The following is a 26,472-nucleotide window of genomic DNA, read 5'->3' on the forward strand; positions in this document are numbered from 1 at the left end:
CGCCATTACAACATCCACTCGATCGGCAGCCAGCCGGCCACGGTGAGAACGATGCGTTTTACCCAGCCGGCGCCGGGTTCTTGCTGGTGCACCTCGGTGTGGCCGTCTTCGAAGGCTTCGTTCCACACCATTTTGCCCTTGGGCGTCAATGTCGGCCGGTAGGCGGCATACTCGAGCGGGCCATCAAACAGTTGGCGGGTGTCGGCCGCCAGCGTCGGGCTGTCGATCAAAAAGCCCATTTCGCAGTTCAGGTGCGCCGAGCGCGGATCGAAATTGAACGAACCGATAAACACCCGTTTGTCATCGATGGCGAAGGTTTTCGCGTGCAGCGCCGCGCCGGACAGCCCCAGCGGTTTGAGCTCCTTGCGCCCCGTCGGTTGGCCAGCTCGCAATTTCAGCTCGAACAGCTCCACCCCCGCCTGCAGCAGATCGCGGCGGTATTTGGCGTAACCGGCATGGACCACCAGCACGTCGGTGGTGTTCATCGCGTTGGTCAGCACACGGATGGATTTTCCCTGTTTGGCAAGCGATTCAAAAAAGCTCGCCCCTTCCCGGCCCGGCACGAAATAGGCGGAAACCAGCTCCAATTGCTGGTTGACGCCGCCGATGATCTTGCTGAGCTGCGTCACCATCAAACGATCGAGCGACGCTTTACCCAATCCCTTCGCCGGATCGTCGGCCACCAGCTCGACCTGGGTGAATTCCGGTTGCACGGCGCCATCGCGAAAGCGCACCGCACTGGTTTCCAGCTGCACCGCCAGTTTGCGGGCCCGGTCACTGCTTTCGGTCGCGGTGGCCTGCGTCAGGAAAGCAGAAAGATTGCCTTTGCCTCGGATAATTTGCTCAACGCCAAACACCGAAGCGCTGTTCCAGTAGCGATCGAAGACCTCGGCGGTTTCCGCCACCACGTTACCGACGCTCAACACGTCGAGATCGAGGAAATAGTTTTCGTCGCCGACCTGGAAATACTCGTCGCCGATGTTGCGGCCACCGATGATCGCCACAGCGCCATCGACGATATAAGACTTGTTATGCATGCGCCGGTTCATGCGCATAAAGTCAAAGGCGTAGCCGGCCAACTTCGGCGTGCGCACGGTTGATGGGTTGAACAGACGGATCTCGACGTTTTCCTGGGCGTTCAGCGCCGCCAGGGTCTCGTCCATGGCGACGCCGTTATCGTCCAAGAGCAGCCGCACGCGCACGCCGCGCTGGGCGGCGTCATACAGGGTTTTCAGCAGGATCTGCCCGGAGGTGTCGTTATGCCAGATGTAATACTGGGCGTCGATCGACCTTTCCGCCATTAGCGCCAGCGCCAGGCGGCTGGCGAACGCATCGTGGCCGCTGACCAGCGGCACCACGCCGCTCAGGCCCGGATGCGCCGCCATCAGTTCGGCGGCCCGCGCCGGCAATAGCGCGGCAGGATCCGCCGGCAACGCCGCCTGCGGTGAACGTTGGGAAATATCCGGCAAACGAAAGAGGACTCTTGCCGCAATAATGGCGATCGTCACGGCGAGAATCAGATACACGACAATTTTTATCACGGGACGCGGCCTCGGAAGTTGACTGCTTTGCTTTATACGTCATTAGGTTGCTTCAATCTATAGGAGAAGCGCGCTATGCCATAAGGCTATAGCGTAAAACGCGAAGGCGAAACGCCAAACAGTTTTTTGAACGCCACCGAATAGGCGCTGTGACTCTCGTAACCGCTTTCGAAGGCGGCGTGGATGATCGAGTTGCCGGCCAGCAGCAGCGGAATGGACGACAGCAGCCGCAGGCGTTGTTTCCACTGGCCGAAGGTGATGCCGGTTTGTTGGCTGAAATGGCGTTGAAAGGTCTTTACGCTGATCGACAGTGAATCGGCCCAGGCCTCAATACCGCGTTCGTCGGCCGGTGTGATGACCAACTGCCGGCAAATTTCGGCCATTCTCGCCTCTACCGGCCAAGGCAGATGCAGCGCCAGCTGCGGCTGCAGGCTCAGCTCCTCCAGGAACAACGCTCTGAGCAGCGCATTGCGTTTGGTCTCCGCCCCTTCAGGTGCCAGCGTCGCCAACTGGGCGATCAGTTCTCGCAACAGCGGTGAAACCTGTAATACGCCGTCGCGCAGCGGCAAACGCGCGGCGGTGATTTCATCGACCAAAATCCCGTAAACGCAGATGTTGCTCTGCATGACGATCTGATGTTCTACCCCCGGCCGTAACCAAACCGCGGTGGTGGGCGGCACGATCCAGCGACCGCTGCTCGCCTCGACCGCCATAACGCCCTGTTGCGAATAGAGCAAATGACAGCGTTTATGCGAGTGGTAAGGAATGACGAAGCCCGCCGGATAGTGTTTCACCAGCCCCGTCACCTCGAACGAGGAATTTTCGTGGCTGCTGAGATCAATGCGTTTCGTTTCGGCGTTGTCGACTTCGAATCCCATGATCGTTTGTCCCTTTTGATAACGCGAATGTCTTTTATTTGATAGAGGGAGCGCATGATCCTCCATATAGTGACGTTCTCGCAAGCCACACCAGGGGCCTTATGCGAAGAAACTCACTATTTACACCAAAATTTCATCGTTCTGCGTAAAACGGAGGCGATGACGTTGCGCATGCGCTGCGCGATGGCGGCTCGTTGCGGGGGCGACGCGGCCGAAAGTGATGGAGAGGGAAAGCGCGGTGGCATAATCAGGAGGTGTACGCATCAATCAGCAGGTAGCTCGGCCTGGGGGACGGCTTACTGCTGAAGGGATAGGGAGAGCGCCTAGGCTCTCCTCCATCCAACGTTGTTATCTCATCAACGGGCCAACTCGGCGCCGTCCAGCTCGGAAATCGCCAGACAAATCACTTCCGTGATGGCCTGTACCGTATAAGCGGTATTGGCAGGAATGATCAACATCTCATGGGGTTGCAACGTCTGATCGTCAACCTTCAGTTCACCGCTCAGCACCATCAGTTTCACCCAGCCCGGATGAAAACGCGCCGGTTGCCGGCTGCCCGCATCCAGCTTCAGCAACGCCGTATGGCCAGGCGTCTCCCGTTTCAAAATGTGAAAGTGTACCCCATCGTAAGGCATGTTTTCGTAATGCAGTGACGCCAGTGTTCTCTTATGCATGGTAAGTGTCCTCGTGACCGGTGAGTAGCTGCTCCGCCTTCGGTCGCCGTAGAAACGATTGGCGGCTGTCCCTACCGAAAGCACAGGCTCGCAGCCTCTTGGCGAACGGATTAACTGTCGTACTTGCAGCGGCCCGATCGACCGCCGTTTCATGCCTAACCTGCCTCAGGCATGCTAATAAATATATAAGAGCCTCGCCGACGGCGCAAAAAACCGCTGCAACGTTGAGCGCATTACGATGTGAATCCATAGTCGGAAAGATTATCCAGCAGCCCGATCAGTGAATCGCGCCGGGCGGTAGCCGCGAGGAATGGCGGGATTAACGCCGTACAGCAGCTCGTCGCTGACCAGCCGACCCAGCGTCGGAGCGCACATCACGGCCGGATGCATCACCGCCACATAGAGACAGGTGGCGCCCAGCGGCCCGAGGATGGGATAACCGTCGCGCGGCCTGGGGCGCAGCCCCACCGAACACGTCTGCAGCTGCAATGGCGCCGAGCCGTGCAGGCGGTTTTGAATCGCCGATTGCGCGTCCTCTTCCACGCGTTTGACATTGCCGCCAGCGGGATAATCCTCCGCCGCGAGCAGATCGCCATTTTGCGCATGACGCACTTCAATGTCGTCGCCCGCAATCAGCGTGTTCACCGCCTGCGCCGTCGCGTGATAGCGCAACAAAATTGCCGGCGACGCCTCGATCGGCAACGAGAATTCGCTGCCGTCCAGCAGCGCCGAGATCCCCGTACCTCAGGCGAGCACGACCCGTTCGGCGGCGATCGCGCCCTCATCGGTAACGATGCCGGTTATCTGCCCACCAGCTTCGCGCAGAAATCCGCTGACTGCACGTCCCAGAAGCAACTCGCCGCCCAACGCGCCTACCCGTTCGAGCAGCCGCTGTGTCACCTCTTGCGGATCGACCGCGCCATCGCGCGCCGCAAAATAGGCCTGGCTATCGGGCCGCCAGAGCGCCGGCTCCAGCGCCATCACCTCGGCTAAGGACAGACGCCGATTGTCGGGGTTTTGCGTAGCCGGCGCCTGACCATAGCTGAGCGCGCCGGACCAATTCACCCACAATTCCGGGATCTCCTGCGTCAGGCGCATCCAGTCAGCCACGATCTCGCGCCGCAGAAACGCGTCGGGAGCGCCGTCAGGTACGCCTTCGCTGATCCAGCCGAACGAGCTGCCAGTGGCCCCCGCTGCGGGATACGCCTGCTCAACGACGATAACGCGCTGCCCCTGACGCGCAAGATGATAGGCGATCGATGCCCCGACAATCCCGGCGCCCACGATAATAATGCGTGATGATGTTCCATTCATTAATGATGCCCGTGCCTCATTTCAAATGTTGTCGCCAAAGCAGCCATGCCGCCAGACAGGCTACCCCGCCGCCGCAGGCCAGCACGGCGTAAGACGCGCCCCAACTGTGGGTGGTATCCATCACCACGCCAAAGGATAACGGGGCGAACGAACCGATGCCGAACCCCAGCAACGATCGCCAGCCCATCACGCTGCCAAGCTGTTGCGGCGGCACGTTGTCCGCCATCGCAGCCGACAGCACCCCGGAGTCGCCGAGGATGAAGAAACTGCCGATGCTGACGAGCAGCAGCGTCCAGCCCGGCCCCCAGTTCGCCGACCATCCCATCAACAGCGAACCCAATGCGCCGGCGGCGCCCATAAACATCAGCACCGACGCGCGATTGAAATAGTCCGAAACGGTGCCGACAATCAATGTAGCCACCATGCCCGCCAGGTGGATCACCGCCGCGACGATCAATCCGGCGCTGAGCGGATCCAGAGAGAAGCCGCTCAACGCCTCGCTGACCAGGCTGGGCGCCCAGGCCCAGTTGCCGAGCAGCTCCCAGCTGTGGGCGATATACCCGATCAGCAACAGCAGGGTCGCATCGGTGATAGCATAGCTTTCACATTTCGTCTTCCTCCCCAGCGTGCGCGGTTGCGGTTCCCGATAACCGACCAGGGCCAACGATCCCGCCAGCGCTCCCAGTAACGCACCGGCGGCGCACAGAGAAAACGCCACGCCGGCGCCCCAGCGCATGGCGCTCCAACCGGCGATGAAAACCGACAGAAAATACCCCAGCGAACTGGCCGCCAGCACCATGCCGATGGCATAACCGCGCCGCGCCGGACCGTTCATCCCCATCGCCAACAGCAGCGCCGGCGTATAAGCCCCGCCCTGCGTCAAACCGACGAAGGCCATCAACACCAACGCGCCGAGATAAGAATGGGCAAATACGGCGAACAGCATCAACGCAGCGGCGCCCAGCCAGGAGAACAGCAGATAAACCCGGCGGGCGCCCAACGAATCACACCACCAGGAGGCCACCAGCAACGCCAGGGCGTTGGTCAGGCTGAACACCGTCTGCACCGTGCCGGCCGAAGCGGCGTCGAGCTGCCACTCGCTCCTGATGGTCGGCAGCGCGCCGGCGAACATCATGGTGCCCAGGCAGAGGCCGGCCCGGCTTACGCAAAGCAGAAAGAAAGCTCGCATCTCAGCGCCGCCTCCCTGTCCATCGATGGGTGAGGATGACTCGACTAACACGGGCGACAGGCGGGGAAAACGTCAGCATGACACACTCACAGACAAGGGAGAATGCGCCATAATAATGAGCAAAATCAATGGCCGACAAACGATCTTTTCTCCCTCATTTGGTTGAGCTAAACTCAACCTATGAAGCGACTTTATTCCCTGCCGCACCTGCCCGCTTTCGAAGCCGCCGCCCGTCTTGGCAGCTTCAGCGCCGCTGCGGATGAGCTGTTTCTCACCACCGGCGCGGTCAGCCGCCATATTCGCAGTCTCGAAGCACAGCTGGGGATCACGCTGTTTTATCGCGCGCACAAGTCCGTGCGGCTGACGCCGGCCGGTGAGAATTTTTCGCGCACCGCGTCTCGGGTGATAAGCGAATTGTTTGCGGCGGAAAGCGCGCTGAAAGCGAGCGCCGGCCGGCAGCGGCTGGTAGTGCACAGCCTGCCGACGTTTACCATGCACTGGCTGATGCCAAAGCTGGCGGCATTCAATGAGATACATCCGGGGATCGCGGTTGATATCACCACCAGCACCGGCGCCGTCGATCGCAATACGCCGTTTGACGTGGCGATCCGGCGCGATCCCGCGCACTTCTCCGGGCTGAAGGCGATCCCTTTCCTGCAGGAAGACAGCCTGCTGGTCTGCAGCCAGAGCTATTTGCGCGCCATGCCGGTCAGTGCGCCCGCCAGGCTGGCCGGGCATACCGCCATCCGCATTCGCGCCCGGGAAGATTTATGGCACAGCTGGCTGAATACCTACCCGACGGCGCTGGACGCCTCACCGCCGCCGCTCACGCTCGACCATACCTTCGCCGCCATTCAGGCGGCCGAAGACGGCCTGGGGCTGGCCGTCGTACCTTACCTGTTCTGCGCCAAACATCTGTCGTCCGGTCGGCTGGTGTCGCCTTTCCCGGCGTTGACTATCCGAACCGGCGTTTACTCCCTGCTGTTGCGCGATCGGGACGATGAGATCGTGAGAAAATTCGCCGCCTGGCTGCAGACGTTCCAGGCCTAAGCGCCGTATTGGAAACGCACCGCGCTAACGGTATTCTCAGGCGTGGAGCGTCAGCCCTTTTATCGCCTTATCCACCGCTTTCTTCGGCCCGCGCAGCGCCAGGCCGACCAAATCCAGGTTGTCCGCGTTTTCAGCAAGAAAAACCTGCCGGTTGGCTTCATCGTGCCTGGTCGAGAACATGGCGTGCACATAGGGGATCAGCGTCAATTCCCGTTCCAGCCCTTTACGATGCGCATTTTGCAGGCCCGGCAGGTCCGCGGCGAAAATCAGCATCGGCTGCCCGGAAATGCCGCCGTAGCGTCTGCCTTCCGCATCCACGTAACATTCGCCGATAATCTCCGGGGCCGCAGCGGCGATCCCCGTCGCCAGAAAGGCCACCACGTTCAGCCGCTGCCAGGTTTGCAGATCGTCACGCACGATAAACGCTATCTTGGTATCAAACATGTTTCGCTTTACTCCGTTGTGCTCTTAAAAGCGCATCATCGGCGATGAGCGAGTCAGCGGTATAGAACGTTTGTGCACTGGCGTTGATAGGCCGCCGGCGATAAACGGTAGGCGCGCCGGAACCAGCGGCCCAAATGACTCTGGTCGGCAAAGCCTACCTGCATGGCGACCTGCGCCGGTTCTTCCCCCTGCGCCAGTAACAGTCGCGCGGCACGCAGCCTCAGCCGGATCAGGTAAGCATGCGGCGACTGGCCGAAAGCGCGGGTGAATTGGCGAGTCAGACGGAAACGATCCAGGCCGCACTGAAGCGCAAGCTCCTCCAGACTGGGATTATCCGCCATGTGCTCGTGCAAGTAGTCCCGTAAACGATTCATCTCAATCAAAGCGTCATCGCTTTGGGACGTTGGCCTGACGCGTATATGCCGCGCCAAAAGCGTCAGCAGTTGGTCCAGGCTTTGATCGCGCGCCAGCCGGCCTTCCCTCTGATGCAACGCAAAAAAAGCCTGCTGTATCGCGGTCGCCAGCATCGGATCGTCGGTCAACGTGCTGTGGAAAGCGCCCTCCAGCACTGAAGCGTCCCCCAATCCGCGGCGCTGCATCGCGTCGGAGACCCAGCGCTGCGGCAGATAAAGCATCGCATAGGTAAACCCTTCGGCCTGCGGCGCATGACCATCGTGCACCGCGCCCGGCTCGATCAGCATGGCGCGCCCCGGCCGGCTGGTATGCAGCGAGCGGTGGCAATTGAAACGCTGCAAGCCCTGCTGCGTGACGCCCACCAGCATTTCATCATGATCGTGAGGATCGTAGGCATGCCCCTGAAAGTGGGCGTTGACGCTCTCAATACCCGTTTCGTCATCGCGCCGCAGTTCGAGCCAGTCGGTATGTTGATGATTTGACGCCATGCAATAAATCCGGAGTTCTGCTCACAGGAAAAGAAAAAACAGCTTACCCTGAGACCGCCACCGTTGCACGCTCACAGCTCGCAGATGGCATAAGTGCCCTTTCCGGCCGATTTCGCCTGATACATCGCGCCGTCGGCGCGGGTCAGCAGCATCTCCTCCGTCACATCGCCGCGTGGGGAAATGGCCGCGCCGATGCTGGCGGAAAGCCGTACCTTCTGCGGCCCGATCTGCGTAATTTTGGCCAGTTGCGCCAACACGTTTTCGCAAAACTCGCTGACTTCGCGCCGCGGATCCGTCAACGGCCACAGGATCACCGTGAACTCGTCACCGGCCAGGCGCGAGACGCTGTGGTGCTCGCCAGCGCAGGCGCTGAGCAATGTGGCGAATGTCTTCAGGATCGCGTCGCCGAAGTCATGACCATAGCTGTCGTTAAGGGTTTTGAACCCGTCGAGATCGATAAACAACAGCGCCATCTGCCGCTGATGGCAACAGGCCTGCAGCGTGCCCGACAGCCGGCGCAGAAACGCGCGGCGATTGGTCAATCCGGTCAGCATTTCGTGGGTTGCGTCATATTCCAGCCGCTGCTGCAGCCGCTTCAACTCGGTAATGTCCATCGACAGAATGTAAAACCCCTGCGCTTCACACGGCACCAGCGTGGTGTGGATCATCAGCAATCCCTTCTGGGTCTGGAGCTCATTCTCGAAACTCACCATTTCGCCCGCGAGGGCCCGTTCGATCATCGGTTTTGCTATCCGATAAACGCTTTCCCCCATGAAATCGCGTACCGTCATTTCTCTGAGACTGGACTCCTCCAGCCCGAACCAGGTTTTGTAGGCGCTGTTGGCGAACAGGTAGCGTTCATTGCCGTCGATCTGGCTGATTAAGGCCGGCATGTTGTCGGTAATGGCGCGCAAACGCTCCTTCTCCGCACTGAGCTGACATTCGGCGAGCACCCGGGTTTCAATCTCTTCGTTGAGCTTCTTGACGACCACGTTCAGCTCCCGCGTGCGGATTTCGACGCGTTGTTCCAGCTCGTGTTGCAGAGCGAACAGATCGGCCTCCGCCGCCTTGCGCTCGCTGATATCGACGATAACCGAGATGAAATGGTCCGGCTTGCCGTTAGGCAGCCGGTTTAACGCCACCGTCAGCTGCACCCAAATGATCGAGCCGTCGGCGCGGAAATAACGTTTCTCCAGCGAGTAAGTGCTGATCTCGTTTCTCAGCAGTTGCTGCAGTTTTTCCAGATCGGTGTTGAGATCGAGCGGATAGGTAATGTCCTGAAAGGTGCGATCCATCAGCTCGCGCTCGGAATAGCGCAACATTTCGCAGATGCGCGGATTGACCCGCAGCCAATACCCCTGCAGCGATACCAGCGCCATCCCTACCGCCGCCTGGGCGAAGGTCTGTTCGAACAGGGCTTCCGAGCGTTGCAGATTGGACTTCAGGTTTTCGGTATAGACGTGGCGTTCAATGCTCTGCAAATACTCCTCCACCACGGCGGCGAAATCGTGCAGGTCAGCCAGTTGTTCCGGGGAAAACGGCTGCGGCTGGCTGTCGATAATGCACAGGGTGCCGAGCGGCAACCCGTCGAGCGACAGCAGTGGCTGCCCGACGTAAAAACCGATCCGCGGCCCGCCAATCACCAGCGGATTATCGAAAAAGCGCGGGTCTTTGGCGGTATCGGGCACCACCAGCGCTTCGCGTTGCAAGATAGCATGGCCGCAAAACGAGATATTGCGCGGCGTTTCCCGGGCATCCAGACCGTAACGCGATAAAAACCATTGGCGATCCCGGTCGATCAGCGACACCAGCGCGATGGTCACGCCGAAGTATTTCGCCGCCAGCCGCGTGATGCGATCCAGTTTTTCCACCGAGTTTGAATCCAGCACGTTCAGCGAATGCAATACCGACAGGCGTTCGGCTTCGTTTTCGGGGAAGCAGGGTTCGAGCATGTTGTCTCCCATTGTGTCACCGACGGACCCGGCATAGCCGGCGTGAGTCCGTTCAGCGTTTCCGTCGGTTAGCGGCAAATATCCTTGTCCATCATAGACTCACTCAGTATCAATCCGATTGCGCATTCTCGCCAGCTTTGCCGGGCGTTGCGTTTGTCACCGCGCTGCGCTACAGTCGTTCACAAGGTGATGGTGTTCCACCTTTCCCAACCGCCGCGTTCGCTCGAACCGGATGATGACGCCTGATATACAACTTCGCTTTATTTTTTAGGCAGGTATGTCAGGAGTCGCTATGAATGAAATCTCACGTTTTACCCCTTTTCTGCCCCAGCCTGATCTCACCGTTCGGGAAATGCCGCTGTACGTTTTCGGCCATAAAAATCCCGACAGCGACAGCATCTGCAGCGCGCTGGTGGTCGCGGACTGGCTCAATCACCTCGGCAAACCGGCCGTCGCTTTCCGCCTTGGCGAACTGACGCCGGAAACCCGCTACATACTGGCCGCCGCCGGCGTACAAGCGCCTCCGCTGCTGAAAGGCGATCTCCGTGACCGTAAAGTCTGGCTGGTCGATTTTACCGACGTCGAACAAGGGCCGGCCTCATTGCCCGACAGCGATGTGGTCGGCGTTATCGACCATCACCGGCTGGGCACATTAATCACTCGCAATCCGCCCGATGTCTGGGTTCGCGCCGTCGGCTGTTGCGCCACCGTGATCCTGCAGATCCTGGCGGCGGAAAGGCCGATGCCGCTTTCTTCCGCCCAGGCCACGCTGCTGCTGGGCGCCATTTTGAGCGATACCGTCGCGCTCAGCGCCCCGACCACCACCGAGCAGGATCGGTTGGCCGCCGAACGGTTACGCGCAATTTCTCATGTCGACTATGACGCCTTCACCGCCGGGCTGCTCGCCGCCAAAACCGATCTCTCGGGGCAATCCGCCGCGCAGTTGCTGCACCGCGACGCCAAGAATTACCGCATCCATAGCGTCTCGCTGCTGCTGTCGCAGATAGAAGTGCGGACCATGAGCGACATCGATCCGCTGTTGCCCGCACTGCAACAGGCGCTTGAACACACGAAGCAGGAAGCCGGGCTGGAGATGGCCGCGCTATTGGTCACCGATATCACCTGCCGTCGCTCCACCCTGTATTTCTCGCCGAACCGGGTGCTCGACATTCGTCAGGTGTCTCTGCCCGGCATGACGAGCCGGAAAAAAGAGGTTTTACCGTGGTTAACCCGCCAGATCGCCAACGCAGGGAGATAAGTCATGCCGCTCTACCAACATGTTTTACTGCTGGTGCAGGATGAACGCGACGGCCGGCTGCTGTTGCATCATGCCGAACGCCTCAATCAGCAGATGAATACGCGCATTACCGTGGCGCACATCAGTGCCGACTATGCCGAGCTGGACTACCTCAGCGATTCGCTGACCAAAGATCGCCAGTCCAGCGAGGTGATCGCCGCCAAGGCCATGCTCAGCCGTTTGGTGGAAGACTGCTCAATCCCCCTGGAGGTGCGCGCAATTGTCAGTATCCATCGCTTCAAAGACGTCGAAGCCCTGATTGCCCACGAAGGCGTCGATCTGTTGCTGTTAGGCCATCAGAACCGTCCGTTCGGCGTCTTTTCCTCCTTCGGCTTCGAGTTCATTAACCATTTGTCCATCGACGTGCTGATAAAGCATGTGCCAACTCCCTAGAATGAGGTGACTCCCCATGAGCTATGAGATTGAAAACATAACCGCCAGAGAAATCCTGGATTCGCGCGGCAACCCGACCGTCGAAGTCGAAATGAGCGCGGCGGGCGTCGTGGCGCGGGCTTCGGTCCCCTCCGGCGCCAGCACCGGGTCGCGCGAGGCGGTGGAACACCGCGACGGCGATCCGCACCGTTTCGGCGGCAAAGGCGTACTGGAGGCGGTGCACAGCGTCAAAACGGCGATCAATGAGGCGCTGCGCGGGGTGGATGTGCGCCAACAAGAGGAGATTGACCGCCGGCTGATCGCGCTGGACGGCAGCGAGAACAAGAGCCGATTGGGGGCCAACGCCCTGCTCGGCGTTTCTCTGGCCGCCGCCCGCCTCGCGGCGCAATTGTCGCAGTTGCCGCTGTATCGTTATCTGGGCGGCATCGGCGCCAACCTGCTGCCGGTGCCCTGCATGAATATCATCAACGGCGGCGTGCACGCCCGTTGGCAAGGGGCGGACTTTCAGGAGTTTATGATAGCCCCTCTGGGCGCGCCGTCGCTGCGCGAGGCCGTGCGCTGGGGCAGTGAAGTCTATCAGGCGCTGCGCCAAATCCTGTTGGAACAAGGCCTGTCGGTCGGCGTCGGCGACGAAGGCGGTTTCGCGCCGGCGGTCGCCTCAAACCGCCAACCGCTGGAGCTGATCGTGCACGCTATAGAGAAAGCCGGCTACCGACCGGGAGAAGATATCGCTATCTGCATGGATCCGGCCTCGAGTGAATTCTACGCCGACGGCAAATACCGCCTGCGCAGCGAGAACCTCGAGTTGGACGCAACCCAGATGACGGCCTATTACCAGCGGCTGGTGCAGGATTTCCCCATTGTGCTGATTGAAGATGGCTTGGCCGAGGACGATTGGGCCGGCTGGCGTATTCTGAGCGACGCCCTGGGCGATCAGGTAGAGCTGGTCGGTGACGATCTGTTCGTCACCAACGTGAAATATATCCAGCGCGGGATTGATGAACGGTTGGCTAATGCCGCGCTGATCAAGCTGAACCAGATCGGCACCCTGAGCGAAACCTTCGCCGCCGTGCAGCTTTGTCAGGCGAACGGCTGGGGCGCCTTTATCTCGCACCGCAGCGGCGAAACCGTCGACAGCTTTATCGCCGATATGACGGTTGCGATGCGAGCCGGCCATGTGAAAACCGGCGCGCCGTGCCGCGGCGAGCGCATCGAAAAATACAATCAGCTGATGCGCATCGAGGACCAATTGGGCGCCGCGGCGGTATATGCCGGGCGCTCCGCCTTTAAACGCCGCTAATCTTTGCAGGCCGGCCACGCACCGGCCAACTTTTCATTTTTGACCTGGCATAACCCCGCCACGCCGGATTCCAGCAAGGTAAGTCGGGTCGCCAGCAATGCTTCTCGCTGCTCATTCAGCGTGACCAACATCCGCTCGATTTCCGCCAGACGGGTCTCGACGCCCTGTATCAACCCATCCTCATAAGCGCTGCCCTGCAGCGCCAGCACGCGTTGGATCGCCTGCAGCGAAAAGCCCAGATTCTGGCCAATTTGGATCAGATGCAGCCGTTCCAGCGCGCTTTCGCTATACACCCGATAACCGTTGACGCCGCGCACCGCTTTGGGCAGCAGACCCTGCTGCTCGTAGTAGCGTATCGCCGAGGCGGCCACGCCGGCCCGTTCCGCCAATTCTCCGATCTTCATGCCCTATTGACCTTAAAGTTAACTTTAAACCTAGTATAGCGCCATTCCCCCTGCGACAGGAGCGCAAACCCGATGTTTACTCCACTGACACTGCCCAACGGCAGCCGCCTGACCAACCGTTTGGCCAAAGCCGCGTTGGAAGAAAATTTGGCCGATGAAGGCCAACTGCCCGGCCCCGCGCTATGGCGCTTGTATCGCCACTGGGGTATCGGCGGCGCCGGTCTTATCATCACCGGCAACGTGATGATCGACGGCCGCGCCATGACCGGACCCGGCGGCGTGGTGCTGGAACAGGATACGCCGCTCGCCTCGTTCGAAACCTGGGCCAAGGCCGCGCGCCAGGAAGGCGCGCAGGTTTGGATGCAGCTCAGCCACCCGGGCCGCCAGGTAATGGCCGACATGGGCGGCAACGCCTGGGCGCCCTCCGCCATTCCGATGGCCATGGGTAAGTACAGCAAAGCGTTCGCGCGGCCGGAAGCCATGAGCGAAGCGCAGATTGCCGAGGTGATCGCCCGCTTTGCCGCCAGCGCGCACGCCGCCGAACGGGCCGGGTTTACCGGCGTGCAGATCCACGCGGCGCATGGCTACCTGATCTCTCAGTTTTTGTCGCCGCTGGCCAACCAGCGCAGCGATCGTTGGGGGGGCGAGCTGGCGAATCGCGCCCGCCTGCTGCTGGAGGTGGTGCGCGCGGTGCGCCAGCGGGTCTCGCCAGGTTTTTGCGTGGCGGTAAAGCTCAATTCCGCCGATTTTCAGCGCGGCGGCTTTTCGCCGGACGAAGCCCGGCAGGTGTTGCTGATGCTCAACGAACTGCCGGTCGATCTGGTGGAGTTATCGGGCGGGAGCTATGAAAGCCCGGCGATGCAGGGCGAAACGGCAGACGACAGTACCCTGGCGCGTGAAGCCTATTTTCTGACCTTTGCCCGCGATCTCGCCGCAGTAGCCCGCATGCCGGTGATGACCACCGGCGGCATCACCCGCCCGACGGTGGCGCAACGGGTGCTGAACAGCGGCGTCGCGGTGGTCGGCATCGCCACCGCCATGGCGGAAATTCCCGATCTGCCGCGCCGCTGGCAAACCGGCGAAGCCCCTCATGCGCTGCCCGCGCCGGTAACATGGCGCGACAAAACGCTGACGCTGCTCGCCCGCATGGCGCTGATCAAACGCCGCATGCACGCTCTGAGCCGCGATCGGACGCGCAACGTGCGTTACTCCCCGCTGTGGTCGCTGCTCATCGATCGGTGGCGCACCCGCCGCACTCTGCGGCGCTATCATGCCTGGTTACGGCAACGTTAATGACCGCGGCGCCGGCAGACATGCCGGCACCGCACAAAAATCCCGCTGTTTTGATCGCGCTACGTAAAATCTGCAAGAAATCACCACTCTGGATACTGCGCTTTTAACGCTCGATTGCTTATATTCATCACAAATTTTGTGTATATAACCGCTATAGGACTTAAGGTGGTGAATAGATGAAAATAAGCCGCTATTTTCTATTTATGTTATTAATCGGAAATTCACCTTAATAATAAATGCATTAAAGAAGCAGCCAAAGGAAAGCAGAAAAGGATTTTTACGCAATGTTAAAAAAATGTTGTTTTCTGCCGGCAAAACCAACGGTCAACAAATCAACAACATATTGATGAGCCTAAGAAAAAACTAAACAATTCAAAACAAAATCGGCTATTGAGTCCCAGGCGAAAAAGCCATATATTGGTCGCGCTTTTCACAAGGCAGTTACTTTTCTAATTCATTAATTCAATCGTTGCGTCTTGAGACCTTCGGTTGTAGGAGAGATATGATGACGGATAAAGTCCGTATTGATACTTTAGTTGCAAACTCATTAAACGGAAACAATGAAACCTATTTGGCGCGTCAAGCCGAATTTGAGTCGAATGTTAGGAGTTATCCGCGCAAATTGCCGTTGGCAATTGCGAAAGCCCAGGGCGTTTGGATCACTGATGTTGAGAATAATCAATATCTTGATTGCCTGGCCGGGGCGGGAACGTTGGCTCTTGGACATAATCACCCCGACGTCCTGCAAAGCATCCAAAATGTCATTACCAGCGGCTTGCCGTTACATACTCTCGATCTCACGACCCCGTTGAAAGATCGTTTCTCCGATTACCTGCTCTCTCTGTTGCCTGGCGAAGGCAAAGAGTATTGCCTGCAGTTCTGCGGCCCGTCCGGCGCCGATGCGGTGGAAGCCGCGCTGAAGCTGGCGAAAAAGCACACCGGCCGTTCCGGCGTGATCAGCTTCTCCGGCGGTTATCATGGCATGACCCACGGCGCGCTGTCGGTCACCGGCAACCTGTCGCCGAAGGCGGCGATCAACGGCATGATGCCGGAAGTGCAGTTCATGCCTTATCCGCATGAATACCGCTGCCCGCTGGGCATCGGCGGTGAAGCCGGCGTCAAGGCGCTGACCTACTACTTCGACAACCTGATCAACGACGTGGAAAGCGGCGTGCGTAAACCGGCTGCGGTGATCCTGGAAGCCGTTCAGGGCGAAGGCGGTGTTAACCCGGCGCCGGCCGAGTGGCTGCAGCGCATCCGCAAAGTGACCCAGGAACACGGCATTCTGCTGATCATCGACGAAGTTCAGGCCGGTTTCGCCCGTACGGGCAAGCTGTTCGCCTTCGAACACGCGGGCATCGAGCCGGACATCATCGTGATGTCGAAAGCGGTCGGCGGCGGCTTGCCGCTCGCGGTGCTGGGCATCAAAAAAGAGTTCGACGCCTGGGAACCGGGCCACCACACCGGCACCTTCCGCGGCAACCAGCTGGCGATGGCCACTGGCCTGACCACCCTGCAGTACCTGAAAGAGCATAAGGTCGCCGACAAAGTGGCCGCTCAGGGCGAGTGGCTGAAAGGCAAGCTGGCCGAGCTGCAGAAACGTTATCCGGTGATCGGCCACGTCCGCGGTCTGGGCCTGATGATCGGCATCGAGATCGTCAAGCCGAACGAAGCGCAGGATCACATGGGCTGCTACCCGGCCGATGGCGAGCTGTCCGCGCTGCTGCAGAAGAAATGCTTCGAATCCGGTCTGATCCTGGAGCGCGGTGGGCGCAACGGCTGCGTGCTGCGTCTGCTGCCTTCGCTGCTGATCACCAACGATGAGCTGGGTATTTTCCTGGATAAATTTGAGCAGGCGCTGTTGGCCGCCGGCGTCAAGCCAGTCTGAGTGGAGCGAATGACCGCGATGTCCAAGTTAAACCCGATTCTGGCTTCCTCGGCGCACAGCGCCGAGGCTTACCGCCAGGCGATCGCGCAGAGCAGTGAAGCTGTCGTGCAGTGGCTGCAACAGCCCGAGATGTATCAGGGCAAAAGCGTTGCCGAACTGCGCGAGCGCATCCAGCTCGACTTCACCCCGCAAGGCCTGGGTAACCAGGCGGCGATCGAGCGCGCCATCGAGTACTTTTTGAAAGACAGCCTGTCGGTGCACCACCCGCAGTGCGTGGCGCACCTGCACTGCCCGAGCCTGGTGATTAGCCAGGCCGCCGAAGTGCTGATCAACGCCACCAACCAAAGCATGGACTCCTGGGATCAGAGCCCGTCTGCCACGCTGATCGAAATGAAATTGATCGAGTGGCTGCGCGCCCAGGTCGGTTACCAGCCCGGCGACGCCGGGGTGTTCACCAGCGGCGGCACCCAGAGCAACCTGATGGGGCTGATGCTGGCGCGCGATGCGTTCTTCGCGCGTCAGGGCCACTCCGTGCAGCAGGACGGTCTGGTGGGCGATCTGCGCAAGCTGAAAGTGTTCTGTTCTGAAAACGCCCACTTCTCGGTGCAGAAGAACATGGCGCTGATGGGCCTCGGCTATCAGTCCGTCACCCAGGTGAAAACCGATCGCTTCGCCCGCATGGACGTGAACGATCTGGCGGAAAAACTGGCGCAGGCGAAGGCCAACGGCGAGCAGGTGATGGCGATCGTCGCCACCGCTGGCACCACCGACGCCGGCGCGATCGACCCGCTGCGCGATATCGCGCGGCTGGCGGCGGAGCAGAAAATTTGGGTGCACGTGGATGCGGCCTGGGGCGGCGCGCTGCTGCTCTCCGAGCAGTACCGCGACTACCTGGACGGCCTGGAGTTGGTGGACTCTATCACCCTGGACTTCCACAAGCAGTTCTTCCAGACCATCAGCTGCGGCGCCTTCCTGCTGAAAGACGCGCGCCATTATGAGCTGATGCGCTATCAGGCGGCCTACCTGAACTCCGAGTTCGACGAGGCGCAAGGCGTGCCGAACCTGGTCTCCAAATCGCTGCAGACCACCCGCCGCTTCGATGCGTTGAAGCTGTGGATGGGGCTGGAAGCGCTGGGGCAGAAGCAATACGCCGAGATCATCGATCACGGCGTCACGCTGGCGCAACAGGTGGCGCGTTACATCGCTGACCAGGAATCACTGGAACTGGTGATGCAGCCGCAGCTGGCCAGCGTGCTGTTCCGTTACCGTCCGGCGCAGCTGGCGGCGAAAGGCGACGCGGCCGTCGCCCTGTTCAACCAGCGCATTGGTGACGCCTTGCTGGAATCGGGCCGCGCCAACGTCGGCGTGACCGAGTTCGATGGCGTGACCTGCCTGAAAATGACGCTGCTGAACCCGATCGTGACGCTGGAAGACATCAAGCTGTTGCTGGCGCTGGTCGAGAAAACCGCACAGCAGCTGCCGGCGTAACCCTCCGCCACTGCGCATTAAAAGCCGATAACGTTTGTTATCGGCTTTTTTATTGCCCATCAGAGAACAAGTGGCGCAGCGCTTACGCTGATATACTGCAGCAAACGCTTTCCCTTATTTCCAGCGCCACAGGATAAACGCATGACCGACCCGGATTTCAACCTGTTGATCGCGCTCGACGCGCTGCTGACGGCGGGCAGCGTTGCCGGCGCGGCGCGCCGTCTCGGTTTAAGCCCCTCGGCGATGAGCCGCACCCTCAGCCGACTGCGTGCGGCCACCGGCGATCCCCTGCTGGTGCGCGCCGGCCGTCATATGGTGCTGACGCCCTATGCCGAAACGCTGTGCGAGCGGGCGCGGCACGCGACGTTCGAAGCGCGCGCTGTGTTGCGCCCGGCGCAGGGAGCATTGGATCCCGCCGCGCTGGATCGTACCTTCACGCTGCGCGCCAATGACGGCTTCGTCGAGGCCTTCGGCCCGGCGCTGATCGCCGCCGCTGCCGAACAGGCGCCGCGGGCGCGGTTGCGCTTTGCGCCCAAGCCGGAGAAAAGCGACCGCCCCCTGCGTGAAGGGCTGGTCGATCTGGAGATCGGCGTGCTGGGTGACATGGGCCCGGAAATCCGCCTGCAAGCGCTGTTCCGCGATCGCTTCGTCGGTGTGATGAGAACCGCACATCCGCTGGCGCAGCAGCGCGAGATCGGCGCCGCCGACTACGCCGCCTGCGGCCACGTGGTGGCCTCGCGCAGCGGGCGCATCCTCGGGCCGGTAGACGCCGCGCTGGCGGAGCTGGGGCTGGCACGCCATATCGCCGCCGTGGTGCCGAGCTTTCCGGCCGCGCTGGCGGTGGCGCAAGCCTCGAACCTGTTGGCGTTGCTGCCCGCCTCTTTCCTGCAGGCTCAACCTGCCGATGGCCCGCTGCGCGTCTTCGAGCTGCCGGTAAGAACGCCGCCCATCACCGTCTCGCAGATGTGGCATCCGCGCCTGGACGCCGAGGCGGATCACCGCTGGCTGCGGCAGCTACTGCTGACGGTCTGCCGCCAACGCGTGCAGGAACCGCTTTGCCAATAGTGACAATGTCACTAAATTTTGCCCTGCTGATGTCGAGTGCTCCAGCCGACGGCAAACCCCCATAGCCTGAGGGTTGTTCCCCCTCGCGCGATGGGAGAACATAGCATTCACGATGCCTGACTCAGTGAAACACCCATGACGCTTCCCCCTCTCTGGCCGGTGTTCGACGGCCATAACGATCTGCTGCTCAACCTGTGGCTGCAGCATGACGACGATCCGGTCGCCGCCTTTTATTCCCGCGTCACGCCGGGCCACCTCGATTTCTCCCGCATGCAGCGCGGCGGATTCTGCGGCGGGCTGTTCGCGGTATTTATTCCCCCGGTCAGCTATATCGCCCAGATGCGTAATCAAACGCCGGAGGAGGCGCAGGCCGCCTTCGATCCGCTGGCGATCGCCGAACGGCAGATCGCTATCCTTTATCAGCTGGAACAGGCTTCCCAGGGGTGGCTGCGCATCTGCCGTACCGCCGCCGAGATAGAACAATGCCGCCTCAACCGGCAAATTGCCGCGGTGCTGCATATCGAAGGCGCCGGCATGATCGATGCGGAGCTGACGCAGTTGGAGGCCTTCTACCGGCTGGGCGTGCGCAGCATCGGGCCATTCTGGAATCTGCCGAACGCCTTCGGCACCGGCGTCAGCGGGCCGTTCCCCGGCTCCCCCGATACCGGCCCCGGCCTGACGCCGGCCGGCGAGGCGCTGCTCCGCGCCTGCAACCAGCGCCGCATCATGATCGACGTCTCGCACATGAACGAGAAAACCTTCTGGCAAACCGCCGCGCTGAGCCGCGCACCGCTGGTCGCCACCCACTCCAACGTCCACGCCCTCTGCCCGCAGCCGCGCAACCTGACCGACGCGCAGCTGGAGGCCATCGCCCAGAGCGGCGGGATAGTCGGCGTCAATTTCGGCACCGCCTTCCTGCGCGCTGACGGCAAACGTGACAGTGCAACGACCGACCTAACAGAAATTGTTAAACACGTTGAGTATTTGATCGCTAAACTTGGTGAAGATCGCGTGGGATTTGGCTCTGATTTTGACGGGGTCAACGTACCGCAACCGTTGGAGGACGCCGCCGGCCTGCCGCGCCTGACGCAAGCGCTGGCGCAGGCCGGGTTCGATAACCGGCTGCTGGAGAAGCTGACCTGGCGCAACTGGCTGAACGCGCTCGCCGCCACCTGGGGTGAATAACCCGGTTACGCTTTAAAGGTTGCGATCTTCGTCACATTTCGCCAACATTGGGCCGGCCTAATGCGAAAATTTCTCATTGGGCTCGAACTATCACGATGCATGTAAAGGAGCACCGCTATGACTACCTGGACTAAACCTGAGTTTGTTGACCTGCGTCTGGGGCTGGAAGTGACGCTGTACATTTCCAACCGTTAATCGCCCGTCTGCCCGCCTTTCGCGCGGGCATTTCTTTCCCTTTTCTTCTGGTTTAGACATGCAGATAAAAGTTCTCGGCTCGGCAGCGGGCGGCGGCTTTCCCCAGTGGAATTGCAACTGCGACAACTGCCGCGGCGTTCGCGACCACAGCATCACCGCCACGCGCCGCACGCAGTCTTCCATCGCCGTCAGCGATGACGGTAAAAACTGGGTGCTGTGCAACGTTTCCCCGGACATTTGCCATCAGTTGCTGGCCTCGCCCGAATTGAACAATCCCGACGTGCTGCGCGGCACCGGCATCGGCGCGATCGTGCTGACCGACAGCCAGATCGATCACTGCGCGGGCTTGCTCAATTTGCGTGAGGGCTGCCCGCACCACGTCTGGTGCACCCCTGAATTGCATGACGATCTCAGCACCGGTTTCCCAGTGTTTCCCATGCTCTCTCACTGGAACGGCGGGTTGATTCATCACCCGGTAACGCCCGGCGAACCGTTCCGCACGGCGGTCTGTCCAAGCGTGCGCTTCACCGCCATTCCGCTGCTCAGCAACGCGCCGCCCTATTCGCCGTACCGCGATCGCCCGCTGCCGGGCCACAACGTGGCGCTGTTTATCGAAGATACCGCGCGCGGGGCCGGTCTGCTGTACGCACCGGGCCTGGGTGAGCCGGACGAGGCCTTGATGCCCTGGCTGCGCCGGGCGGATTGCCTGCTGATCGACGGCACGCTGTGGCGCGACAACGAGCTGGCCAACGCCGGCGTGGGGCGCAATACCGGCAAGGACATGGGGCACCTGGCGCTGGCGGAAGAGCACGGGCTGGCGGCCCTGCTCAGCGCCTTGCCCGCCAAACGCAAGATCCTGATCCACATTAACAATACCAACCCGATCCTCAATGAAGACTCCGCGGAACGGCAGAGCCTGACCGCCGCCGGCATCGAAGTGAGCTGGGACGGCATGAATATCGAACTGTAGGGAATCGCCATGACGCAACCACGCCCCCTGACGCCGCAGGCATTTGAAGCGGCGCTGCGCGCCAAAGGCGCTTATTATCATATCCATCACCCGTATCACATCGCGATGCACAACGGCGAAGCGACCCGCGAGCAGATCCAGGGCTGGGTGGCCAACCGCTTCTACTACCAGACCAGCATTCCGATCAAGGATGCGGCGATCATGGCCAACTGCCCGCAGCCGGAAACCCGCCGTAAATGGGTGCAGCGCATCCTGGATCACGACGGCTACGGCGGCAGCGAAGGCGGCATCGAGGCCTGGCTGCGCCTCGGCGAGGCCGTCGGCCTGCAGCGCGACGCCCTGCTTTCTGAACAGCTGGTGCTGCCCGGCGTGCGCTTTGCGGTGGACGCCTACGTCAACTTCGCGCGCCGCGCCTGCTGGCAGGAAGCCGCCTGCAGCTCGCTGACCGAACTGTTCGCGCCGCAGATCCACCAGTCGCGCCTCGACAGCTGGCCGCAGCACTATCCGTGGATCGACGCCGCCGGTTACGACTATTTCCGCAGCCGCCTCGGCCAGGCCAACCGCGACGTGGAACAAGGCCTGGCGCTGGCGCTGGACTATTGCGATACCGTTGAAAAGCAGCAGCGGATGCTGGAGATCCTGCAGTTCAAGCTGGACATTCTGTGGAGCATGCTGGACGCCATGAGCATGGCCTACACCCTGAACCGCCCGCCTTACTACAGCGTGACCGCCGCGCGGGTCTGGCACAACCAGAGGCTGGTGTAATGACGCTGAATCCTGAACACACCCCCGTCTTCCGCCGCGGCTACCGCCTGCAATGGGAGCCGGTGCAAAACAGCCACGTGATCCTCTACCCGGAGGGCATGGCCAAGCTGAACGACAGCGCCGCCGCCATCTTGCAGCTGGTCGACGGCCACACCACGCTGAACGGCATCATCGCGCAGCTGAACGCCCGCTTCCCCGGCGCCGAAGGGTTGGCGGACGACGTGCTGGAATTTTTCCAGCGCGCCTACGAACAAAAATGGGTGACCTTCCGTGACTGAACCACGTGCGCCGGCGGTGAATCCGCCCCTCTGGCTGCTGGCGGAGCTGACCTACCGCTGCCCGCTGCAGTGTCCGTACTGCTCCAACCCGCTCGATTTTGCCGCGCAGGAAAAAGAGCTGACTACCGCGCAGTGGATAGAGGTGTTTCGCCAGGCGCGGGCGATGGGCAGCGTGCAGCTCGGCTTCTCCGGCGGCGAGCCGCTGGTGCGTAAAGACCTGCCCGAGCTGATCGCCGCCGCGCGCGATCTCGGGTTTTACACCAACCTGATCACCTCCGACATCGGCCTGACCGAGAAGAAACTGCAAACCTTCGCCGACGCCGGGCTGGATCATATTCAGATCAGTTTTCAGGCCAGCGACGAAACGCTGAACGCCGCCCTGGCGGGCTCCGCCAGGGCGTTTCAGCAGAAGCTGGCGATGGCCAGGGCAGTCAAGGCGCTCGGCTACCCGATGGTGCTCAACTTCGTGTTGCATCGCCATAATATCGGCCAGATCGACCGCATCATCGAACTGGCGATCCATCTGGATGCCGACGACGTCGAGCTGGCGACCTGCCAGTTTTACGGCTGGGCGCACCTGAACCGCGAAGGGCTGCTGCCGACCCGCGAACAGATCGCCGAGGCAGAAGCGGTGGTGAAACGCTATCGCGAGCGCATGGCCGCCGACGGCAAACTGGCCAACCTGCTGTTCGTCACGCCGGATTACTACGAGGAGCGGCCTAAAGGCTGCATGGGCGGTTGGGGGGCCATCTTCATGAGCGTGACGCCGGAAGGCATGGCGTTACCCTGCCACAGCGCCCGTCAGTTACCGATTACGTTTCCGTCGGTGCTGGAGCACGATCTGCAGCATATCTGGTACCACTCCTTCGGCTTTAACCGCTATCGCGGCTATGACTGGATGCCGGAGCCCTGCCGGTCCTGTTCGGAGAAAGAGCAAGACTACGGCGGCTGCCGCTGCCAGGCGTTCATGCTGACCGGCAACGCCGACAACGCCGACCCGGTGTGCGGCAAATCGCCGCACCACGGCACCATTCTGGCGGCGCGTGAAGCGGCGAATCGCTCGCAGATCGGTATCGATCAGCTGCGCTTTCGCAATCAGACCAATTCCCGACTGATCTTCAAGGGCTGACGATGACACTCGCCGCCTCATGGCAGCTCGATAACGGTTTGGCCGTCAGGGCGATAAGCACCCCGGCCGCTGAGAGCGCAGCCGCGCTGGTGTGCATCGAAGCGGGCAGCTTTCAGGCGCCTGCCGCCTGGCCCGGCCTGGCGCATCTGCTGGAGCATATGCTGTTTCGCGGCAGCGCGAACTTCAGCGCGCAAGATGGGCTGATGGGCTGGACGCAGGCGGCCGGCGGCCGGCTAAACGCCACCACCCAGGCCACGCAAACCGCGTTTTTCTTTGAAGTGGGCGCTGACCCTCTGGCGGAGGGGGTGGCTCGGCTGAGCGATATGCTCGCCGCCCCGCAGCTGGCGGCTGAGGCAATCGCCCAGGAGATCGAGGTCATCGACGCCGAATACCGCCTGCTGCGCGCCGACGGTGAAACCCGCTGCGAAGCGGCGCAGCGGCAGATGTTCAGCGGATTTGACGCGTTGCATCGCTTTCATATCGGCAGCCGCGCCGCTTTCGGCAGCGATATTTCCGCATTGCAGCAGGCGTTGCGGCAGTTTCACCACCATTATTACCGCGCACCGAACATGACGCTGTGGCTGCAAGGCCCGCAATCGCTCGATCAGCTGCATGCGCTGGCACAGCGCTACGGTGGCGGCCTGCCGTCGGGCAGCGCCACGCCGCCCGAGACATTGCCGCCGCTGGCCGCCGGACAAGATTACACGCTGTCTCTTCCCGGCGCGCCGCAGCTGCGGCTGGTGTTTGCCCTGCCGCACTGCCGTTCACGCGGCTGGCTGCGACGGCTTGAGCGTTTATTGCTGGACGATGCCCCAGGCGGGCTGCTGGCACGGCTGCGCGCGCACGCGTGGGGCGACGCCGTTCGTCTGGATTATGCCTGCTGCGGCGAAAACAGCGCCCTGCTGAGTTTTATTTTCACCGTCAATCACGGCTCGGCGTCTGACGCCGCCCATATCGAAAGCGCCTTGCTGGCATGGCTGCAGGCGCTGAACTCGCTGACACCGGGCCAGCTTGCGCATTTCGGGCAACTGGCGAACCGCGATTTTCACCGTTTGGCGCCGCTCGATCAGCTGCGGGCCCGGGCATTGGGGCTGCCGCCGACGGAACAGCATGACGACTGGACACGGCAACTCGCTATGCTGATGGCAGCGCCGCGCCGCCGCCTGGCCGTGCTGCCCGAGGGGGGCGGTGAAACGCGCGAAATCCAAGGGCTGCCGCTGACCCTTGGCCCCTTCGTCGGCGCCGCGCTGACGCCTACAGTGGAGCCTTTCCGCTTTTTCTCCGCTTCGGCGGCGCTGCCGATACCGCCCTTGCCGGCCGGCCAGGCGCCGCTGCAGCATCTACGTTCCGGCGAGGCGCAGCCGGTGCTGTTGCTGCGCCCATCGTCGCATGGCGCACTCAGCGAAGAACAGGCCTGTGGTTTGCAGGCGGCATTGCGCCCCGGAGCGGCCGAGTTAGCGCATCGGGAGGGACATTTAAGCGTCGAACGCCACCAGGGTGTGTGGCTGCTGCAGCTGGCGGGCAGCCACGGGCTGATCTGCCACGGCCTGAACGTCGTGAACCGAGCCCTGGCGGCGCAGCCGCCGGCCGTCATCAACGAGGCGGCGAGAAACCTGCGCCACGCGCAGTTAAAACAACAAAACGATATCGCCATTCGCCGCCTGTTAGCCCAATTGCCGGCGGCGTTGAACGTCTCTACGGCAACCGCGCCACACTGGCATGCCACCCTGGTCGGCGGCGATGGCGAGTTAAAACGGCGGCTGTCACATTTGCTGTATGACTTCCCCTACGCCATAACGGCTGAGCCGCAAACGCCGCCGCGTTTACATCCTCCTGTCACGCTGACGGAAAGCGGCGCCGAACACGCCTTGCTGAAATTTTACCCGCTGCAAAGCGATGAAGCCGAAGGCCGCTGGGCGCTGCGCGTGCTGGCCCGGCTTTACGCGCCGCGCTATTTTCAGCGGCTGCGCGTGGAACGCAACGTGGGCTACGTGGTGCAATGTGCCTTCCACCGCTGCACCCATGCCGAAGGCCTGCTGTTCGCGCTGCAATCCCCGACGTTCACCGCGGAACAGCTGCGGCAGTTAACCGACGAATTCTTGCAGCAGATGCATCATGAGCTGACGCACGTTAGCGTTGGTGAGCTGGAGCAAACGCAACAGGCGCTGCAACAAAACTTGCAACGCCTCAGCGCCGAGCCGTTGCAACGCGCGCGGGAGATTGCGTTGGAAAATCGCGCGACCATTGCTGCCGCTGCGCCAATCACGCTGACACAACTGTTGCACTGGCAACAGCGGCTGTTCGTTGCCGGCTGATATTGCGCCGGTGTCCACCCGACGCAATATAAACGCAGCAAGGCAACGAATAACCAAGGGGACGATATCTCAGAAAGTCGTGAGCGGAGCGACGTGAAACGTGATGACCGCGTTCAGAAGCGCCGGCCGAGGCCGAGGGATAAGAAGGCGTTGTTGGCTAGTTATTTCTCTTCAAGATCTTTCCTGTCTCTGCCCAGATTTGACTACGGTAATGATCGTCTTCCTGAGAGAAGAAAAGTACGGTTAGCCCATCCTTGTCCAACAGCGCAATGCCATCGGGGGCAGGACGCCATGCGGCAGGCTCTTGCGGCAATACGTCTGGCGTGCAATCAGACAAGAATTTCAGGCTATAGCCGCCAGCCGAATCCACACTCTCCGTATTGAGCTGCACAACACAAGATTTTGATTTATCACTGACCGTCCACTGCCCGGATAGCGTTTCGGCGGAAGGTAAAACCAGGCTGCTTGCCATAGAGACTCCTGAAAACAAGAATATTATTCCGACAAGAATAAATTTATACATAGGTGGCCCATGTGAAACGGTGGGCATCATCGCCCACCGT

General features: G+C 61.2%; 26 protein-coding genes and 1 riboswitch. Of the genes, 15 read left to right on the forward strand and 11 right to left on the reverse strand.

All coding sequences use genetic code 11. The features are described from left to right. Positions 1-5: 5 nt before the first annotated feature. The 6 genes from JL05_RS16475 to JL05_RS16495 all read right to left on the reverse strand — a co-directional run bounded on the left by JL05_RS16475 (position 6) and on the right by JL05_RS16495 (position 5,596). Positions 6-1,541 carry a phospholipase D family protein gene (locus JL05_RS16475; RefSeq protein ID WP_033633037.1) on the reverse strand — a complete coding sequence of 512 codons (1,536 nt, stop codon included), beginning with the start codon at positions 1,539-1,541 and terminating at the stop codon, positions 6-8. Between the two features lie 86 nt (positions 1,542-1,627). After that, positions 1,628-2,419: an AraC family transcriptional regulator gene (locus JL05_RS16480; protein ID WP_004937878.1), complete on the reverse strand. Its 792-nt coding sequence runs from the start codon at positions 2,417-2,419 to the stop codon at positions 1,628-1,630. A 356-nt stretch (positions 2,420-2,775) separates the two neighbouring features. Further along, positions 2,776-3,093: a cupin domain-containing protein gene (locus JL05_RS16485; protein WP_015377878.1), complete on the reverse strand. Its 318-nt coding sequence runs from the start codon at positions 3,091-3,093 to the stop codon at positions 2,776-2,778. Between the two features lie 261 nt (positions 3,094-3,354). After that, the gene (locus tag JL05_RS25775) at positions 3,355-3,768 is read right to left on the reverse strand and encodes an FAD-binding oxidoreductase/lyase (RefSeq protein ID WP_238545854.1); all 414 of its coding nucleotides are present in this window, start codon (positions 3,766-3,768) and stop codon (positions 3,355-3,357) included. Between the two features lie 69 nt (positions 3,769-3,837). Beyond that, entirely contained in the window at positions 3,838-4,407 is a 570-nt protein-coding gene (locus JL05_RS25780) for an NAD(P)/FAD-dependent oxidoreductase (RefSeq protein ID WP_238545855.1), read from the reverse strand. Between the two features lie 16 nt (positions 4,408-4,423). After that, positions 4,424-5,596 carry an MFS transporter gene (locus tag JL05_RS16495; protein ID WP_235363401.1) on the reverse strand — a complete coding sequence of 391 codons (1,173 nt, stop codon included), beginning with the start codon at positions 5,594-5,596 and terminating at the stop codon, positions 4,424-4,426. 180 nt (positions 5,597-5,776) lie between these two features. Here JL05_RS16495 and JL05_RS16500 point away from each other — a divergent pair, with 180 nt between their 5' ends. Next, the gene (locus tag JL05_RS16500; protein ID WP_033633038.1) at positions 5,777-6,646 is read left to right on the forward strand and encodes a LysR substrate-binding domain-containing protein; all 870 of its coding nucleotides are present in this window, start codon (positions 5,777-5,779) and stop codon (positions 6,644-6,646) included. Positions 6,647-6,682: 36 nt separating this feature from the next. On the opposite strand, the gene JL05_RS16505 is transcribed toward JL05_RS16500, so the two are convergent. The 3 genes from JL05_RS16505 to JL05_RS16515 form a co-directional block, all read right to left on the reverse strand. Then, positions 6,683-7,090: a DUF2000 domain-containing protein gene (locus tag JL05_RS16505; RefSeq protein ID WP_033633039.1), complete on the reverse strand. Its 408-nt coding sequence runs from the start codon at positions 7,088-7,090 to the stop codon at positions 6,683-6,685. Positions 7,091-7,143: 53 nt separating this feature from the next. Next, positions 7,144-7,992 (reverse strand): AraC family transcriptional regulator, encoded by an 849-nt coding sequence (locus tag JL05_RS16510; protein ID WP_015377873.1) that lies wholly within the window; start codon positions 7,990-7,992, stop codon positions 7,144-7,146. Between the two features lie 71 nt (positions 7,993-8,063). Continuing rightward, entirely contained in the window at positions 8,064-9,944 is a 1,881-nt protein-coding gene (locus tag JL05_RS16515) for a diguanylate cyclase domain-containing protein (protein WP_033633040.1), read from the reverse strand. A 176-nt stretch (positions 9,945-10,120) separates the two neighbouring features. After that, a riboswitch (Fluoride riboswitch) is annotated at positions 10,121-10,196 on the forward strand. A 40-nt stretch (positions 10,197-10,236) separates the two neighbouring features. On the opposite strand from JL05_RS16515, the gene JL05_RS16520 reads away from it, so the two are divergent. Genes JL05_RS16520 through eno form a run of 3 tightly spaced genes read left to right on the forward strand, consistent with a single transcriptional unit; the run spans position 10,237 to position 12,934 of the window. Further along, entirely contained in the window at positions 10,237-11,202 is a 966-nt protein-coding gene (locus tag JL05_RS16520; RefSeq protein WP_033633041.1) for a DHHA2 domain-containing protein, read from the forward strand. A 3-nt stretch (positions 11,203-11,205) separates the two neighbouring features. Next, the gene (locus tag JL05_RS16525) at positions 11,206-11,634 is read left to right on the forward strand and encodes an adenine nucleotide alpha hydrolase family protein (protein ID WP_033633042.1); all 429 of its coding nucleotides are present in this window, start codon (positions 11,206-11,208) and stop codon (positions 11,632-11,634) included. A gap of 16 nt (positions 11,635-11,650) precedes the next feature. Further along, complete coding sequence (gene eno, locus JL05_RS16530) at positions 11,651-12,934, forward strand: phosphopyruvate hydratase (protein ID WP_033633043.1); 1,284 nt, start codon at positions 11,651-11,653, stop codon at positions 12,932-12,934. Here eno and JL05_RS16535 read toward each other — a convergent pair. Then, positions 12,931-13,338 carry a MerR family transcriptional regulator gene (locus JL05_RS16535; protein WP_033633044.1) on the reverse strand — a complete coding sequence of 136 codons (408 nt, stop codon included), beginning with the start codon at positions 13,336-13,338 and terminating at the stop codon, positions 12,931-12,933. The genes eno and JL05_RS16535 overlap by 4 nt on opposite strands. Before the next feature lie 72 nt (positions 13,339-13,410). Here JL05_RS16535 and JL05_RS16540 point away from each other — a divergent pair, with 72 nt between their 5' ends. From JL05_RS16540 to pqqF, 11 genes are all read left to right on the forward strand, one after another. Beyond that, positions 13,411-14,631, forward strand: coding sequence for an NADH:flavin oxidoreductase/NADH oxidase family protein (locus tag JL05_RS16540; protein WP_033633045.1), 1,221 nt, complete (start codon positions 13,411-13,413; stop codon positions 14,629-14,631). 505 nt (positions 14,632-15,136) lie between these two features. Continuing rightward, positions 15,137-16,519: a diaminobutyrate--2-oxoglutarate transaminase gene (locus JL05_RS16545; protein ID WP_004937838.1), complete on the forward strand. Its 1,383-nt coding sequence runs from the start codon at positions 15,137-15,139 to the stop codon at positions 16,517-16,519. A gap of 18 nt (positions 16,520-16,537) precedes the next feature. Continuing rightward, the gene (locus tag JL05_RS16550; RefSeq protein WP_033633652.1) at positions 16,538-18,007 is read left to right on the forward strand and encodes a pyridoxal phosphate-dependent decarboxylase family protein; all 1,470 of its coding nucleotides are present in this window, start codon (positions 16,538-16,540) and stop codon (positions 18,005-18,007) included. A 141-nt stretch (positions 18,008-18,148) separates the two neighbouring features. Continuing rightward, positions 18,149-19,072, forward strand: coding sequence for a LysR family transcriptional regulator (locus JL05_RS16555; protein ID WP_033633046.1), 924 nt, complete (start codon positions 18,149-18,151; stop codon positions 19,070-19,072). A gap of 135 nt (positions 19,073-19,207) precedes the next feature. Further along, entirely contained in the window at positions 19,208-20,257 is a 1,050-nt protein-coding gene (locus tag JL05_RS16560; protein WP_033633047.1) for a dipeptidase, read from the forward strand. Positions 20,258-20,374: 117 nt separating this feature from the next. Beyond that, the gene (gene pqqA, locus JL05_RS24930; protein ID WP_004937827.1) at positions 20,375-20,452 is read left to right on the forward strand and encodes a pyrroloquinoline quinone precursor peptide PqqA; all 78 of its coding nucleotides are present in this window, start codon (positions 20,375-20,377) and stop codon (positions 20,450-20,452) included. A 58-nt stretch (positions 20,453-20,510) separates the two neighbouring features. Beyond that, positions 20,511-21,422: a pyrroloquinoline quinone biosynthesis protein PqqB gene (pqqB, locus tag JL05_RS16565; protein WP_033633048.1), complete on the forward strand. Its 912-nt coding sequence runs from the start codon at positions 20,511-20,513 to the stop codon at positions 21,420-21,422. Positions 21,423-21,431: 9 nt separating this feature from the next. Next, complete coding sequence (pqqC, locus tag JL05_RS16570; RefSeq protein WP_033633049.1) at positions 21,432-22,187, forward strand: pyrroloquinoline-quinone synthase PqqC; 756 nt, start codon at positions 21,432-21,434, stop codon at positions 22,185-22,187. Next, a complete protein-coding gene (gene pqqD, locus JL05_RS16575) occupies positions 22,187-22,465 on the forward strand; it encodes a pyrroloquinoline quinone biosynthesis peptide chaperone PqqD (protein WP_004929309.1) in 279 nt (92 codons plus the stop codon). The genes pqqC and pqqD overlap by 1 nt, the downstream gene beginning before the upstream one ends. After that, a complete protein-coding gene (gene pqqE / locus JL05_RS16580; protein ID WP_033633050.1) occupies positions 22,458-23,594 on the forward strand; it encodes a pyrroloquinoline quinone biosynthesis protein PqqE in 1,137 nt (378 codons plus the stop codon). Before pqqD ends, pqqE begins: the two co-directional genes overlap by 8 nt. Positions 23,595-23,596: 2 nt before the next feature. Further along, positions 23,597-25,909: a pyrroloquinoline quinone biosynthesis protein PqqF gene (gene pqqF, locus JL05_RS16585; RefSeq protein ID WP_033633051.1), complete on the forward strand. Its 2,313-nt coding sequence runs from the start codon at positions 23,597-23,599 to the stop codon at positions 25,907-25,909. Between the two features lie 157 nt (positions 25,910-26,066). On the opposite strand, the gene JL05_RS16590 is transcribed toward pqqF, so the two are convergent. After that, positions 26,067-26,381 carry an AprI/Inh family metalloprotease inhibitor gene (locus JL05_RS16590; RefSeq protein ID WP_004928502.1) on the reverse strand — a complete coding sequence of 105 codons (315 nt, stop codon included), beginning with the start codon at positions 26,379-26,381 and terminating at the stop codon, positions 26,067-26,069. Positions 26,382-26,472 lie beyond the last annotated feature (91 nt).

This window comes from Serratia nematodiphila DZ0503SBS1, from assembly GCF_000738675.1.
Taxonomy (GTDB): domain Bacteria; phylum Pseudomonadota; class Gammaproteobacteria; order Enterobacterales; family Enterobacteriaceae; genus Serratia; species Serratia nematodiphila.